Below are 14,636 nucleotides of genomic sequence, written 5' to 3' on the forward strand. Positions count from 1 at the left end.
GCACATGCCGACGACCGATGGCTCCCCCTCGCTCTGGCGTGAGCCGGAGCACGACGACCTGGCCGAGTTGGCCCGCACCTTCTTCACCAAGGAGGTGCTGCCGCACACCGACCGCCTGCTGGCGCAGGGCCACCCGGACCGCGAGCACTACCGGCGCGCCGGTGAGCTGGGGTTGCTCGGCCTGTCCGTCCCCGAGGAGTACGGCGGCGGGGGCGGCGGCTTCACCCACGAGGCCGTGTTGCTGCACGAGCAGGCGTACACCGGGGAGAGCAGCCTCGGCCTGGCCGTCCACAGTGGCATTGTCACCGGCTACCTCGTGGCGTACGGCAGCGAGGAGCAGAAGCGACGCTGGCTGCCCGGCCTGTGCAGCGGCGAGCTGGTCGGCGCGATAGCGATGACCGAGCCGGACGGCGGCTCGGACCTCCAGGCGATGCGGACGCGGGCCGTCCGCGACGGCGACGACTACCTGGTCAGCGGCGCGAAAACGTTCATCACCAACGGCGGCGTGGCCGATCTGATCATCGTGGCGGTGAAGACCGACCCCGAGCAGCGGGCGGCAGGCATCTCCCTGCTGGTCTGTGAGGTGGGCGACGAGCCGGAGGGCTTCCGCAGGGGTCGGCTGCTGTCCAAGATCGGGCTGCACGGCAACGACACCGCCGAGCTGTTCTTCGACGAGCTCCGGGTGCCGGCGGCCAACCTGCTCGGCGGCGCCGAGGGGCTGGGCTTCATCCAGATGATGCAGCAGCTGCCGCAGGAGCGACTGGTGATCGGCGTGGGCGCGGTCGCCGCCATGGAACGCGCGGTCGAGCTGACCGTCGCGTACGCCAAGGAGCGCAGCGCCTTCGGCAAGACGCTGATGGGGCACCAGAACACCAGGATGGTGCTCGCCGAGTGCGCCACCCGCGCCCGGGTCAGCCGGGTCTTCCTGGACGACTGCATCGTCCGGCACAGCCGAGGCGACCTGGACGTGGCGACCGCCGCGATGGCGAAGTCGTGGCTCACCGAAGGGCAGTGCGAGGTCATCGACAGGTGCCTGCAACTGTTCGGCGGCTACGGCTACACGACTGAGTACCCGATCGCCCGCATGTACGCCGACGCCCGCGTCCAGAAGATCTACGGCGGCACCAACGAGATCATGAAGGAGCTGATCGCCCGTGCCCTCTGAGGCGTACGTCTATGACGCGGTGCGCACCCCGCGCGGACGCGGCCGGGACACCGGCGCGCTGCACGGGGTCAAGCCGATCTCCCTTGTCGTCGGCCTGATCGACGCGCTGCGCGAGCGCAACCCGAGCCTGGACGTCGGCCGGTTGGAGGACCTGCTTCTCGGCATCGTCACCCCGGTCGGCGAACAGGGCGGCGACCTGGCACGGGCGGCGGCGCTGCTCGCCGGGCTGCCGGACGAGGTGGGCGGGGTGCAGCTCAACAGGTTCTGCGCCTCCGGGCTGGAGGCGGTCAACTCCGCCGCCGCGCGGATCCGTTCCAGCTGGGAACACCTGCTGCTGGCCGGCGGGGTGGAGTCGATGTCCCGGGTGCCGATGGGCTCCGACGGCGCGGCCTGGGCCACCGACCCGCAGACCGCGCTTGCCACGTCGTTCGTGCCGCAGGGCGTGAGCGCCGACCTGATCGCCACCCTGGAGGGCTTCACCCGCGACGACGTGGACGGCTATGCGGTGCGGTCGCAGGAACGGGCCGCCAAGGCGTGGGCGGGCGGGCACTTCGCGCGCTCGGTGGTGCCGGTCCGGGACGGCAACGGGCTGGACATCCTCACCGTGGACGAGCATCTGCGCCCGGAGACCACAAGGGAGGCGTTGGCGAAGCTCACCCCGTCCTTCGCGACGATGGGCGAGGCGGCCGGCTTCGACGCGGTGGCGTTGCAGAAGTTCCACTGGCTGGAGGCGATCGAGCACGTCCACCACGCCGGCAACTCGTCGGGCATCGTGGACGGCGCGGCGCTGGTACTGGTCGGCTCGGAGCAGGTCGGCCGGGACCTCGGTCTCACCCCGCGCGCCCGGATCGTCGGCGCGGCGGTCACCGGCGCCGACCCGACGCTGATGCTGACCGGCCCGATCCCGGCCACCCACAAGGCGCTCGCCGCCGCCGGGTTGACGCTCGACGACATCGACCTGTTCGAGATCAACGAGGCGTTCGCGGCCGTGGTGCTCAAGTACGTCCGCGACCTGGGCCTCGACCCGGACCTGGTGAACGTCAACGGCGGCGCGATCGCCCTGGGCCACCCGCTCGGCGCGACCGGAGCGATGCTGCTCGGTACGGCGTTGGACGAGTTGGAGCGCCGCGACCTGCGCCGCGCCGTCGTGACCCTGTGCATCGGCGGCGGCATGGGCGTCGCCACCGTTCTCGAGCGCTGCTGACCCGGAGGACGACAATGACCGACACCATCCGGTACGACCGCGGCGCCGACGGCATCGTCACGCTCACCCTTGACGACCCGACCCAGTCCGCGAACACCATGAACCGGGCGTACGCCGCGTCGATGAGCGCGGTGCTCGACCGACTGGAGGCCGAACCCGACCTCGCCGGGGTCATCGTGACGAGCGCGAAGTCGACGTTCTTCGCCGGCGGCGACCTGCCGGAGATGATCAGGGCCACCCGCGAGGACGCTCCCGCGCTCGCCGAGCTGCTCGGCACCATCAAACGGGACCTGCGCCGCCTGGAGAGACTGGGCCGGCCGGTGGTCGCGGCGGTCAACGGTTCCGCGCTCGGCGGCGGCCTGGAGATCGCGCTCGCCTGCCACCACCGGATCGCGCTCGACGCGCCGGGCAGCCGGCTCGGGCTGCCCGAGGTGACGCTGGGCCTGCTGCCCGGGGCCGGTGGTGTCACCCGGACCGTGCGGATGCTCGGCCTGGCCGGCGCGCTGACCACTGTGCTGCTCACCGGCCGGCGGATGCGCCCGGCCGACGCCCTGGCCGCCGGCCTGGTCGACGAGGTGGTGGCCACCGAGGCGGAGATGATGGACCGGGCCCGTGCCTGGATCGCCGCCAACCCGCAGCCGAAGCAGCCGTGGGACCGACCGGACTACCGGATGCCCGGCGGCACCCCGGCCAGCCGGTCACTCGCCGCGCAGTTGCCCGCCTTCCCGGCCACCCTGCGCAAGCAGCTCAAGGGCGCCCGGCTGCCCGCGCCCGAGGCGATCCTGGCCACCGCCGTCGAGGGCGCGCAGGTCGACGTGGACACCGCGTTCACAGTGGAGACCCGGCACCTGATCGGCCTGCTCACCGGGCAGGTCGCCAAGAACATGATCGGGGCGTTCTTCTTCGACCTGAAGGCCGTGAACGGCGGCGCCGCCCGACCGTCCGTCGACGTGCCGCCGGTGCGGAAGGTGGCGGTGCTCGGCGCGGGCATGATGGGCGCCGGCATCGCGTACGCCTGCGCCAGCGCCGGCATCGACGTGGTGGTCAAGGACGTCACGGAGGAGACCGCCGGACGGGCCCGGGAGCACGCCGAACGGCTGCTGGCCCGCAAGGTGCGCAAGGGCCGCGCCACGGAGGCCGACGCCCGCGCGGTGCTGGACCGGATCACCACCACCGACCGGGTGGACGACCTCGCCGGGTGCGACGCGGTCATCGAGGCGGTCTTCGAGGACCCGGCGCTGAAGAAGGCCGTGTTCGCCGAGGTCCTGCCAGCGCTGGCACCTGACGCGCTGATCGCCTCCAACACCTCCACCCTGCCGATCACTCAGCTGGCCGAGGGCGTGGACCGGCCGGCCGCCTTCATCGGCATGCACTTCTTCTCCCCTGTCGACCGGATGCCGCTGCTGGAGATCGTGGTCGGCGAACGGACCGGCGACCACGCGCTGGCCCGCGCGTTCGACCTGGGTAGGCGGATCGGCAAGACCCCGATCGTGGTCAACGACGGCCGGGGCTTCTTCACCAGCCGGGTCATCGGCCGGTTCATCGACGAGGCGGTGGGCATGGTCGCCGACGGCGTACCTGCCGCGTCGGTGGAGCAGGCCGCGTTGCAGGCCGGCTACCCGACCGGGCCGTTGGCGCTGGCCGACGAGGTGAGCCTCACCCTGATCCAGCGGATCCGCCGCCAGTTCGAAGCCGCGAGCGAAGAGTTCCTGCCCCTGCCGGCGCACCGGCTCGTCGACGAACTTGTCGACGCGTACGACAGGCCGGGACGCGCGGCGGGTCGCGGCTTCTACGCGTACGACGACGGCAGCCGGGGACGGCTGTGGCCGGGTCTCGCCGACCTGATCACCGACGCCGGCCGGGCGGTGCCGTTCACCGACCTTCAGGAGCGGATGCTCTTCGCCGAGGCGCTGGACGCGCTGCGCTGCCTCGACGAGGGCGTACTGCGGACCGAGACCGACGCCAACATCGGCTCGATCTTCGGCATCGGCTTCCCGGCGTGGACCGGTGGGGTGATCCGTTACGTCCGGCAGTACGCGGGCGGCCCGGCCGGCTTCGGGGCGCGCGCGGCCGAGCTGGCCGACCGGTACGGCGACCGGTTCACGCCCCCCGCCGACCTGGTCGAGCGGCTCGCCGCCCGTACCACCGAACCGGCCGGCGTCGCGTGACGGCGGCGCACGGCGGGCCGTTGGCCGGGGTGCGGGTTGTCGAGTTGGCAAGTCTCGCCCCGGCGCCGTTCGGCTGCATGGTCCTCGCCGACCTCGGCGCGGACGTGGTGCGGGTGGACCGGCCCGGCGCGCCGGGAGCGGGCCGGCTGGCCGCGCCGACCGGCGGGCCGTTGCAGCGCGGCCGGCGGGTCACCACCCTCGACCTGAAGTCCCCCGACGGGGTGGCCGGCCTGCTGAGCCTCGTCGAGCGTGCCGACGTGCTGGTCGAGGCGTACCGGCCGGGGGTGGCCGAGCGGCTCGGCTTCGGCCCGCAGGTGTGCCAGGAGCGCAACCCCCGGCTGGTGTACGCGCGGATGACCGGCTGGGGTCAGGACGGCCCGCTGGCGGCCCGGGCCGGGCACGACATCGACTACATCGCGGTCGCCGGGGCGTTGGAGCCGCTGGGCCGGGCCGGTGAGCGCCCGTACGCGCCGATGAACCTGCTCGGCGACTTCGGCGGAGGCGGCATGCTGCTCGCCGTCGGCGTGCTCGCCGCGCTGCTGGAACGGGAACGCTCAGGCGTCGGGCAGGTGGTCGACGCGGCAATGGTGGACGGGTCGGCGCTGCTCACGTCGTTCCTGCACGGGCTGCTCGGCACCGGCCTGTGGGCAGCACCGCGTGGGCGCAACATGTTCGACGGCGGGGCACCGTTCTACGACACGTACCGCACCTCCGACGATGGATTCATGGCGGTCGGCGCGATGGAACCGGCCTTCTACGCCGTACTCCTGGCGGGTCTCGGCCTCGCCGACGACCCGGACCTGCCCGCCCAGTACGACCCGAGCGGCTGGGACGAGCTGCGGAGGCGGTTCACCGAGCGGTTCGCCGAGCGGACCCGGGACGAGTGGACGGCGATCTTCGCCGACCTGGACGCCTGCGTCGCCCCGGTGCTCGGCCCGGGTGAGGCGCACCAGCATCCGCACAACGCGGCCCGGGGCACCTTCGTCGAGGTGGGCGGTGAGATCCAGCCCGCCCCCGCACCCCGCTTCGACCGCACGCCCACCGCCCAGCCATCCCCAGCACCGGACCCGGAGCGCGACGCCGTACCTGTGGACACGATCCTCACCACCTGGCAGTAACGAAGCCCACCACCCGGGGGTGCCGCGCCCGGTGGGGGCGGTGGTACCAGGTGGCGAAGAGGGCCACGGCCAGCAGCAGCTCTGCCAGGTCGCCGCCGTAGTACATGAGTTGGGCGGCTGCGCGGAACGCTTCCGGGTCACGGTCGGTGAGCCCGGGCGGGAGCGTTCCGGCTTGCGCGTACAGGTACTTGGCCAGTACCGCGTGCCCTGCCGACGCGCCGAGCAGCGCCCCGACGCGGACGGCCATTCCGGGGCGGCGGGGTGCCGGGTCCGGCCCGGCCAGCGACCAGGCGAACAGGTACCCGGCGGCCACGTAGTGCAGGTGCAGGGCGTGGTGCAGGGTCGGTTGCCGCTCGGCCGCCGCGTACAGCGGGGTGAGCAGCACCAGGGCCAGCCCACCCGTGGTGAGCAGCGCGGCGGTGACCGGGTGGGCGACCAGGTGCAGCGGGCGGACGCGCAGCAGGCGGCCCACCATCCGCCGCGTCGGCGGGGGCGCGACGTGCAGCAGCAGGGTCACCGGGGCACCGAGGGCCAGCCCGAGCGGGGCGACCATGCCGAGCAGCAGGTGCTGCGCCATGTGCCCGCGCGGGTCGGGGAGTTGGGCCAGCGGTCCGACGGCGACCGCCAGCAGGGCGCAGCCGGCCAACCAGGCGGCGGTGCGCCTGTGATCCCAGCCGCGCGGGTCGCCAACGGCGGCCAGCAGGTAGCCGACGGCCAGCAGCACGACCGGGAGCAGCGGCAGCCAGCTCCGCCCGTCCGCCGCGTGCCCGCCGTGCGCCAACACCGGCTGTCCGGCCCAGGCCGGCAGACCGGAGAGGACCGTCGTCACCGGGGGCCGTCACCGGGCCGGCGGGACCGTGTCCACCAGACCACCGCGGCGCCCGCCAGCAGCAGCACCGCCCCGCCCGCGATCCACACCACGTCGTACGGCAGCAGGTGGACGCCGTAGCGGATCTGGTGCACCCGGAGCACCTTGTGGTCGACCACGCCGTCGAAGACCTGGAAACCGCCGGCGCCGAGCAGGAAGCCACCCCAGGCCAGCCGGGCCGACAGGGCACGTCGCCGGCGCAGGTCGGCGAACCAGAAGAACCCGCCGACCAGGATGATCAGCTCGGCGGCGTGCAGCAGGCCGTCCGACAGCAGGGCTATCGACGGGGTGGACCTGTCGTAGAAGTGGTGCCAGGCCAGCAGCTGGTGAAAGACGATCTCGTCCACCGCCGCCATGATCGCCACACCGATCAGGACGCCGGCGAGCGTGGAGGAGCGACCGTCGAGAGTCCCTGCCCGGGGCAGACTCGTACCGGTCACCACACACCTCGCATCCATGCCGGGTCAGGCCCGAACTACCCCGAACCGCGTCGACCATGCCTTGCCGGTCCCGTTTCGCGACTCCAGCACGGCTGGCGGCATGATCATGGAGCCTGAAGGGGAGCCGAGAGGGAGGTGCACGTGCCGGACGCCGACGAACTCGTCGCCGACGCGCTGACGGCGGTGCGCGGCACCGACGTACGGCAGGCCGAACGACAACTGGACCGGCTGATGGTCGGCACCGGCGCGACGGACGGTGGCACGGCGGTGGACGCGGCCCTGCTGCGTCGCCTGGTCCGTGGCCTGGCACGCCTGTGGCCGCGCGGCTGGCAGCCGGTGGACCTGGACCGGATCACCACCCGCCGGCTCGACGCCCGCGCGGCCGGGTTGCTCCGCGACGCGATGGCCGCCCAGCGGCGCGAGCAGGCCGAGCCGGTCCCCGCCTGGTGGGACGACCAGTTGGGCGAGCTGAGCGCCGAGGTCCGGGGCGACGACCGGGGTGTGCTGGCCGGCTGGGCAGCCCGCGAAGGGCTGGACCGGGTGGACGCGCTGCGCACCGCCATCGACGTCCTCGCGCTCGTGGAGAGCCTGCCGCCGATCGCGGTGCTGCGCCCGCCGCCGGGCTCGACTGGCGCGGCGACCACCCGCGCGGCAGGTACGGCCCGCAGCGGGTCACCGATGCTGGACCGGGTGCGGGCACTGCTCGCCAAGGCCGAGTCGACCACGTTCCCGGCCGAGGCGGAGGCGCTGACCGGCAAGGCACAGGAACTGATCGCCAGGCACAGCATCGACGAGGCGCTGCTGGCCGCCGGGTCGGCCACCGGGGACCAGCCGGGTGGGGTACGCCTGAGCACCGACCCCCCGTACGCGGGCGCGAAGGCGCTGCTGGTGCAGGAGGTGGCGGCGGCGAACCGGTGCGAGGCGGTCTGGTCCGACGACCTGGGGTTCACCACAGTGCTGGGCTGGCCCGCCGATCTCGTGGCGGTGGAGTTGCTCTACACGTCTCTGCTGGTCCAGGCCACCGCCGCGATGCTGCGCGGGCGGGCCGAGCGTAAGCCGGGGTCGGGGCGGCGGACGAAGGTGTGGGACGAGTCGTTCCTCAACGCGTTCGCGCTGCGCATCGGCGAGCGGCTGCGCGCGGCAACCGACGCGGCGGCGGCCGAGACGGCAGGCGCCGAGCGACTGTTGCCGGTGCTCGCCAAGCGCGGCGAGGCGGTCCAGGAACGGCTGGAGACGCTCTTTCCCGGCGTCACGAGGCACCGGCTCAGCGTCCGCGACGCCGAGGGCTGGTCGTCCGGCACCTCGGCCGCCGACCGGGCGTCGCTCGACGTCGGCGACGGGCGGAAGCCCCGACAGGTGCCGGGCCGGCGCTGACCGTGCGGCGTGGGACCGCCACCCGGAAGGTTTTCTGCGATTTTCTTCGGTACGCGGTAGGGAACGGGGTGACGGCTCCGACCCTCCGGTGAGCCGCGCCCCGACCGGGGTGCGACCAGGACGCGAGGAGCATCGCCGTGAAGTACATGCTGCTGATCTGGAACCGGCCCGGCTTCACCGAGGAGCTTTCCGAGCAGGACCGCACCGCCCTGTTCGGCGAGGTCGACGAGATCATGAAGGAGCTGACCGAGACCGGCGAACTGATCGGCGGCCAGGCGCTCGCCAACCCGTCGCAGACCCGTACGGTCCGGCTCGCCGGTGGCCACCCGGAGGTCGTCGACGGGCCCTTCATGGAGAGCAAGGAGCAGTTCGCCGGCTACCTGGCCGTCGACTGCGACAGCCCCGAGCGGGCCGCCGAGATCGCCGCCCGCTGGCCGGACGTGCGGTTCGGCGGCGCCATGGAGGTCCGGCCGATCATGGACGAGTCCGGAGCGGAGATGTGACAGACGACCGGACGGTCGAGGATCTGCTGCGCACGTTCGCGCCACAGGTCCTCGGCCTGCTGGTCCGCAGGCACGGCCAGTTCGACAGGTGTGAGGACGCGGTCCAGGAGGCGTTGCTGGCCGCCGCGACGCAGTGGCCCGAGCAGGGCGTACCGGACAGTCCCCGCGCGTGGCTGCTCACCGTGGCCACCCGCCGGCTGACCGACGAGTGGCGCAGCGAGAGCGCCCGCCGGGACCGCGAGATCGCCGTGGCGCTGCGCGAGCCGGCGTACGCCCAGGTGGCGCCGCCGGCCGACGCGGAGCCGGCGGTGGCGGACGCCGACGACACGCTGACCCTGCTGTTCCTCTGCTGTCACCCGGCGCTTGCCGGATCCGCCCAGGTGGCGCTCACGCTGCGGGCGGTCGGCGGGCTCAGCACCGCCCAGATCGCCCGCGCACACCTCGTGCCCGAGGCGACGATGAGCCAGCGCATCCGCCGGGCCAAGCAGCGGATCGAGGCGGCCGGCGCCCGCTTCGACATGCCGGGGCCCGGTGAACGGGAGGAGCGGCTGCGGACGGTGCTGCGCGTCATCTATCTGATCTTCAACGAGGGGTACACGGCGTCCAGCGGGCCGGATCTGCACCGGGCCGATCTGACAGGCGAGGCGATCCGGCTGGCCCGCGTCCTGCACGGGCTGCTGCCCGACGACGGCGAGGTCGCCGGGTTGCTGGCGTTGATGCTGCTCACCGACGCGCACCGGGCGGCCCGGGTGGGCGCGGACGGAGAGCTGGTGCCGCTCGCCGAGCAGGACCGCACCCGGTGGGACACCACCGCCATCGCCGAGGGCGTCGCGCTCGTCACCGAGGCGTTGACCTGGTCGCCGCCCGGCCCGTACCAGCTCCAGGCGGCCATCGCGGCAGTGCACGCCGAGGCGGCGACGGCGGCGCAGACGGACTGGCGGCAGATCGTCGCGCTCTACCGGCTGTTGGCCCGGATCGCCCCGAACCCGATGGTCACCCTCAACCAGGCGGTGGCGGTCGCCATGGTGGACGGGCCAGGGGCCGGGCTCGCCCTGCTCGCACCACTGGACGCGGACGAGCGTACGGCGGGGCACCACCGGCTCGCCGCCGTACGGGCGCACCTGCTGGAGCTGGCGGGTGAGCCCGACGCGGCGCGGACGGCGTACCTGGCGGCGGCACGAGGGACCACGAGCCGCCCCGAGCAGCGCTACCTGGAACGCCGAGCCGCCCGACTGGCGGACCGACGATGAGGAAGAGGAGTCGAGGGACATGGGCATGGTGAGCAGTCAGCTGTCGATCTCGCTGGACGGGTACGTGGCGGGGCCGGAGCAGAGTCGGCAGGATCCGCTGGGCCGGGGAGGTCTGCGGCTGCACGAGTGGGTGTTCGGCCTGGACACCTGGCGGGCCCAGCACGGACTCAGCGGCGGCGACCGGGGTGTCGACGCGGACGTCGTCGAGGAGATGACCCGCGACATCGGCGCGTACGTCATGGGTAGGCGCATGTTCGGCGGCGGCGACGGCCCGTGGGACGAGACGTGGCAGGGCTGGTGGGGCGATGACCCGCCGTTCCGTACCCCGGTGTTCGTGCTCAGCCACCACCCCCGGGCGCCGCTTGTCATGCGGGGTGGCACGGAGTTCCGGTTCGTCACCGAGGGCATCGGGTCGGCGTTGCGGCAGGCACGGGAGGCTGCCGGCGACCGGCGGGTGTCGATCGCCGGAGGGGCGAGCACGGTACGGCAGTACCTGGCCGCCGGGCTGGTCGACACCCTGCAACTGCACCTCGTGCCGATCGTCCTCGGTGGCGGCGAACTACTCTTCGACGGCGTCGCGCCGCGCCTGGAGCAGGTGTCGGTGGTGGCCGGGCCGACCGTCACGCACCTGACGTACCGGGTTCTGCGCTGATCGGCGCCGCGCGCACGTGTGCGCGTTCGCCCTGTTTGCCGACGAGGCTGAGGAATTCGACGGGGCCGGCGCTGGTGGCGCCGAACCAGTGCGGGGTGCGGGTGTCGAACTCGGCGGCCTCGCCGGGCCGGAGGAGGAGGTTGTGGTCGCCGAGGACCAACCGCAGCGTGCCGTTGAGGACGAAGACCCAGTCGTAGCCCTCGTGGGTGCGCCTGTCGGGTTCGCGGTCGTCGGCACCTGCCGGGAGCACGAACTTGTACGCCTGGATGCCGCCGGGCCGGCGGGTCAACGGCAGGATCGTCGATCCGTCGTTGGTGGCGATGGGGCGCAGGTTGATGCGGGGGTCGCCGGTGGGCGGCGCGTCGACGAGGTCGTCGAGTGTGACGCCGTGGACGCGGGCGAGGGGCAGGAGCTGTTCGAGTGTGGGCCGCCGCAGGCCCGCTTCGAGCCGGGAGAGGGTGCTCGCGGAGATGCCTGTCCGCTCGGCGAGGTCGGTGAGGGTGAGGCCGTGGCGCAGCCGGAGCTGCTTCAGTCGCGGGCCGACTGCGTCGAGCGTGCGGTCCGTCTGCTCGTCCATGCAGCCATTTTGCCATTCGGCAAGAAGCTTTGCGGGTAGAGCCGGATCCCGGTCACAGTCGCCTGTGACACGCGAAGGAGCAGCCCGATGACCGAGCAGCACGATTTCGACAGGGACTACTGGGAGCGGCACTGGCAGCAGGCGCAGCACGGCCTGCCGGCCCCACACCCGTACCTTGCCGACGGGACCGCCGGCCTGACGCCGGGCACCGCACTGGACGCCGGGTGCGGCACCGGCGCGGAGGCCGTCTGGCTCGCCGAGCACGGATGGCGGGTCACCGCTGTCGACATCGCGTCCGCAGCCCTGGCCGTCGCCGCCGAACGCGCGGCCGCCGGCGGGTTGGCCGAGCGGGTGCGGTGGGTGGAGGCCGACCTGACGACCTGGGAGCCGGAGGCCCGGTTCGATCTGGTGACCACGCACTACGCGCACCCGGCCATGTCGCACCTGGCCTTCTACGACCGCATCTCCGGGTGGGTGGCGCCCGGCGGCACCCTGCTGATCGTCGGTCACCTGCACGCCGCGGGGGTCACCGGGCACGGGCACCACCCGCCCGCCGAGGCATCGGTCACAGTCGCTGACATCACCGCCGGTCTGGCCGGCGACACCTGGGAGATCACCACCGCCCGGGAGCACGAGCGCACGGTCACCGGACCGGCCGGTCACGGGAAAACGCTTCACGACGTCGTCGTCTGCGCCACGCGACGCCGGTGAGCGCACCGCCGCCGGCCGTCGGGCGGAGCTGACCACCCGACGGCCGGCGGGGCTGTCACACGTCCGGGTCGACGGCCGGGCAGTCGGCGCCCCGGGCGGGCACCACCTGGTCGATCAGGTAGGCGTCGACAGCCCGCGCCACGCACGGGCTGGTGGAGTAACTGCCGTGCCCCCACCCGCGGTACGTGAGCACCACGCCGTGCCGGCCCAACTGCCGTGCCACGTTCGTGGCCCAGTTGTACCCGCTCGCCGGGTCGTGCACCGTGGCGGCGATCAGCAGCGGCACATCGCTGCGGACCCGCAGGCGGTGCTGCGGGTTGGCGACGGGCGTCGGCGCGCCCAGGCACGTCACCACTGCGAACACCGCCGTCGGGTAGCGCAGGTCGGGTGCGAGCCGGGCCATCCGGCGCAGGTGCCCGGCGTACTCCCGGTAGTCGCGGACGGGCAGACTCCAGTCCTGGCAGAACACCGCGAAGGGGTACGGCGCCACGGCGTCGCCCGCCGACGGGACGACGCCCCGCACGGCGGTGGGGGCCTCCATCCTGTTCAGCCAGTCGGCCAACCCCGGCCACCGCCACGTGTCGTAGAACTCCTTGTGGGTGAGCCGGGTCAGCTCGAACGGGGTCAGCACGACTCCGGGCCGTTTCGGGTCGGTCAGGTCGCCGCGCTCGGCCCGGGCGCGCAGCCCGGCCCAGACCGCCCGGACGTCCCGCCCGTGCAGGACGCAGGAGGTGGACCTGTCGCACCAGGCGACGAACTCGTCGAACGCGTTCTGCGAGGTGACGGCCTGGGTGTCGAGGAAGGCGCGGGTGCCGAGGCTGTGGTCCATCGCGGCCTCCAGCACCACCGCCCGGACCCGGTCGGGGAACAACTCCGCGTACCGCTCGCCGAGCAGGGTGCCGTACGAGCTGCCGTGGAAGGTCAACCGTCGCTCGCCGAGCGCGGCGCGGACCGCGTCGAGGTCACGGGCGGCGCTTGTGGTGTCCACATGGTCGTACAGCGGGCCGGTGCGGGCCCGGCAGTCGGCGCGCAGCAGCGCGTTCCCGGCCAGCGTGGCGTCGAACTGGGCCTGGTCGGTGAGCAGTTGCGGCTGCCGGGCGAGCAGGTCCCGCGAGCAGACCACCGGGTGGCTGGCGCCGGTGCCGCGCGGGTCGAAGCTGACGATGTCGAACCGGCGGCGCAGGTCGGCGCTGAACCGGGAACTGCCGTCCACCACCCGTTCCACCCCGCTGTCGCCCGGCCCGCCGGGGCCGAACACCAGCGAACCCTGCCGAAGGGCCGGATCGGCGACCCGGCGGGCCAAGGCCAGATCGAAGCGCTCACCCCGGGGGCGGTCCCAGTCCACCGGAAGCGACAGGGTGCCGCACTCGGCGGTGGCGTCCTTGGGGCAGGGCCGCCAGTCGATGGCCGGTCGGGCGGTGGCAGGGCTCGCCGGGGTCAGGCCGGCGGCCGTGAGTGCCAGGGCGACCGCCCAGCCCACCGCGGATTTGCGTACGCGCAGCATGAGGTGCTGTCCTCTCCTCGAAGGAGCGTTACCAGTGGAACTCGCCCGTGGGGCGAGGTGATGCCTTCTTCCACCCGGGTCGTCGAGTGGCAGCTCGACGGCCCGGGGCCTTCGTCCGGCGGGGTCAGTCGACCTCGCGCAGGACGCGTTCGAGGTTGGTCATCCGGGTCTCCATCCCGCCCAGCCGGCCGTCCAGCGCCGCGAGCAGGCGGGCGTTCTCGGCCTGGGCCTGGGCGGCGGTCTCGGCGATCCGGCGGTACTCGTCCGAGCGGGACGACTCGAGACGGGCCCGTCGGGTCTTGGCGATCTGGACGACGCTCACCGCGAACACGGTGATCAGCAGGGCGAAGATGCCTATCGCGCCGACCACCTCGGTCCAGTCGTGCTCACTCATGCCTGTCATCGCGCCGCTCCCGGCTGGTCGGCCGAGTCGGGCACGGTGAGCGTCTGCACCGCCGCCGCGATGACCTCGGGGGTGAGTGTGAGCACGAACGGCTGCACCTCGTAGTAGTTCATGGCCTTCCCGTCCTCCGACAACTCCAGGCGGGCGGTGACCAGCCCGGCCGCCGCCAGCTTCCGTAGGTGGACCTGCAACAGCGCGCGGCTGATGCCCAGTTGCCGGGCCAGCCCGCTGACGTAGGCACGCTCGCGGGCCAGCGCGGCGACGACCCGCATCCGGTGCGGGTTGGCCAGGGTGGCCAGCACCCGGATCAGGTCGTCACCGGTCGGCGGCGGAGCGCTGCTCATAACCAGCCCTTGCACATGCCAACAGAAGTTAGCAGGTATCGGCGCGCGGCGGTGGGGACCGCTTGCGGAATCAGGGGAACCTCAGGGTCACCGAGAGGACCTGGGCACACAGAACGCCGGGCCGGTGAATGATCACCGGCCCGGCGTGCGAATCACGTGGTACGTCAGCTCTTGAAGGCGTCCTTGATCTTCTCGCCGGCCTGCTTGAGCTTGGCCGTCGACTGGTCAGCACGACCCTCGGCCTCGAGCTGCTCGTTGTCGGTGGCGCGACCGGCGCCTTCCTTCAGCTTGCCGGCCGCGTCCTCGCTGGCATTGTTGATCTTGTCGTCGATACCCATGTGCCAACCTCCATTGC

Annotated in this window: 16 protein-coding genes; 9 read left to right on the forward strand and 7 right to left on the reverse strand. The window is 73.1% G+C overall.

Features of this window, described 5'->3' with window-relative positions:
• Positions 1-4: 4 nt before the first annotated feature.
• The 4 genes from AB0N27_RS14925 to AB0N27_RS14940 are packed head-to-tail and all read left to right on the forward strand — an operon-like array spanning position 5 to position 5,655.
• Positions 5-1,165, forward strand: coding sequence for an acyl-CoA dehydrogenase family protein (locus tag AB0N27_RS14925; protein WP_364368753.1), 1,161 nt, complete (start codon positions 5-7; stop codon positions 1,163-1,165).
• Positions 1,155-2,369 (forward strand): acetyl-CoA C-acetyltransferase, encoded by a 1,215-nt coding sequence (locus AB0N27_RS14930; RefSeq protein ID WP_364368756.1) that lies wholly within the window; start codon positions 1,155-1,157, stop codon positions 2,367-2,369. The genes AB0N27_RS14925 and AB0N27_RS14930 overlap by 11 nt, the downstream gene beginning before the upstream one ends.
• Positions 2,370-2,383: 14 nt before the next feature.
• On the forward strand, positions 2,384-4,537 hold the full coding sequence (locus AB0N27_RS14935) for a 3-hydroxyacyl-CoA dehydrogenase NAD-binding domain-containing protein (protein ID WP_364368759.1): 2,154 nt from the start codon (positions 2,384-2,386) through the stop codon (positions 4,535-4,537).
• On the forward strand, positions 4,534-5,655 hold the full coding sequence (locus tag AB0N27_RS14940; protein ID WP_364368762.1) for a CaiB/BaiF CoA-transferase family protein: 1,122 nt from the start codon (positions 4,534-4,536) through the stop codon (positions 5,653-5,655). Before AB0N27_RS14935 ends, AB0N27_RS14940 begins: the two co-directional genes overlap by 4 nt.
• Here the strand turns inward: AB0N27_RS14940 and AB0N27_RS14945 are convergent.
• Both AB0N27_RS14945 and AB0N27_RS14950 read right to left on the reverse strand, forming a co-directional pair.
• Positions 5,639-6,484 (reverse strand): cytochrome c oxidase assembly protein, encoded by an 846-nt coding sequence (locus AB0N27_RS14945; RefSeq protein ID WP_364368765.1) that lies wholly within the window; start codon positions 6,482-6,484, stop codon positions 5,639-5,641. The genes AB0N27_RS14940 and AB0N27_RS14945 overlap by 17 nt on opposite strands.
• Positions 6,481-6,963 (reverse strand): DUF2243 domain-containing protein, encoded by a 483-nt coding sequence (locus AB0N27_RS14950; RefSeq protein WP_364368767.1) that lies wholly within the window; start codon positions 6,961-6,963, stop codon positions 6,481-6,483. The genes AB0N27_RS14945 and AB0N27_RS14950 overlap by 4 nt, the downstream gene beginning before the upstream one ends.
• A gap of 141 nt (positions 6,964-7,104) precedes the next feature.
• Here AB0N27_RS14950 and AB0N27_RS14955 point away from each other — a divergent pair, with 141 nt between their 5' ends.
• The 4 genes from AB0N27_RS14955 (at position 7,105) to AB0N27_RS14970 (ending at position 10,742) form a co-directional block, all read left to right on the forward strand.
• Positions 7,105-8,337, forward strand: coding sequence for a DUF2786 domain-containing protein (locus AB0N27_RS14955; RefSeq protein WP_364368770.1), 1,233 nt, complete (start codon positions 7,105-7,107; stop codon positions 8,335-8,337).
• 146 nt (positions 8,338-8,483) lie between these two features.
• Positions 8,484-8,840, forward strand: a complete 357-nt coding sequence (locus tag AB0N27_RS14960) for a YciI family protein (RefSeq protein ID WP_364370725.1) — start codon at positions 8,484-8,486, stop codon at positions 8,838-8,840.
• Positions 8,837-10,090 carry a DUF6596 domain-containing protein gene (locus AB0N27_RS14965; RefSeq protein ID WP_364368773.1) on the forward strand — a complete coding sequence of 418 codons (1,254 nt, stop codon included), beginning with the start codon at positions 8,837-8,839 and terminating at the stop codon, positions 10,088-10,090. Before AB0N27_RS14960 ends, AB0N27_RS14965 begins: the two co-directional genes overlap by 4 nt.
• A gap of 25 nt (positions 10,091-10,115) precedes the next feature.
• On the forward strand, positions 10,116-10,742 hold the full coding sequence (locus tag AB0N27_RS14970; protein ID WP_364368776.1) for a dihydrofolate reductase family protein: 627 nt from the start codon (positions 10,116-10,118) through the stop codon (positions 10,740-10,742).
• Here AB0N27_RS14970 and AB0N27_RS14975 read toward each other — a convergent pair.
• Entirely contained in the window at positions 10,711-11,319 is a 609-nt protein-coding gene (locus AB0N27_RS14975) for an XRE family transcriptional regulator (RefSeq protein ID WP_364368779.1), read from the reverse strand. The genes AB0N27_RS14970 and AB0N27_RS14975 overlap by 32 nt on opposite strands.
• Positions 11,320-11,406: 87 nt before the next feature.
• Here AB0N27_RS14975 and AB0N27_RS14980 point away from each other — a divergent pair, with 87 nt between their 5' ends.
• Positions 11,407-12,030, forward strand: a complete 624-nt coding sequence (locus AB0N27_RS14980) for a class I SAM-dependent methyltransferase (protein ID WP_364368782.1) — start codon at positions 11,407-11,409, stop codon at positions 12,028-12,030.
• A gap of 55 nt (positions 12,031-12,085) precedes the next feature.
• Here the strand turns inward: AB0N27_RS14980 and AB0N27_RS14985 are convergent, their stop codons facing one another.
• The 4 genes from AB0N27_RS14985 to AB0N27_RS15000 all read right to left on the reverse strand — a co-directional run bounded on the left by AB0N27_RS14985 (position 12,086) and on the right by AB0N27_RS15000 (position 14,619).
• Complete coding sequence (locus AB0N27_RS14985) at positions 12,086-13,534, reverse strand: alpha/beta hydrolase (protein ID WP_364368785.1); 1,449 nt, start codon at positions 13,532-13,534, stop codon at positions 12,086-12,088.
• A 124-nt stretch (positions 13,535-13,658) separates the two neighbouring features.
• Positions 13,659-13,937, reverse strand: a complete 279-nt coding sequence (locus tag AB0N27_RS14990) for a hypothetical protein (RefSeq protein WP_364368788.1) — start codon at positions 13,935-13,937, stop codon at positions 13,659-13,661.
• The gene (locus AB0N27_RS14995; RefSeq protein WP_364368791.1) at positions 13,934-14,281 is read right to left on the reverse strand and encodes a helix-turn-helix domain-containing protein; all 348 of its coding nucleotides are present in this window, start codon (positions 14,279-14,281) and stop codon (positions 13,934-13,936) included. The genes AB0N27_RS14990 and AB0N27_RS14995 overlap by 4 nt, the downstream gene beginning before the upstream one ends.
• 164 nt (positions 14,282-14,445) lie before the next feature.
• Positions 14,446-14,619, reverse strand: coding sequence for a CsbD family protein (locus AB0N27_RS15000; RefSeq protein ID WP_139583988.1), 174 nt, complete (start codon positions 14,617-14,619; stop codon positions 14,446-14,448).
• Between the last annotated feature and the right edge of the window lie 17 nt (positions 14,620-14,636).

This window comes from Micromonospora sp. NPDC093244, assembly GCF_040683695.1.
Classification (GTDB): domain Bacteria; phylum Actinomycetota; class Actinomycetes; order Mycobacteriales; family Micromonosporaceae; genus Micromonospora.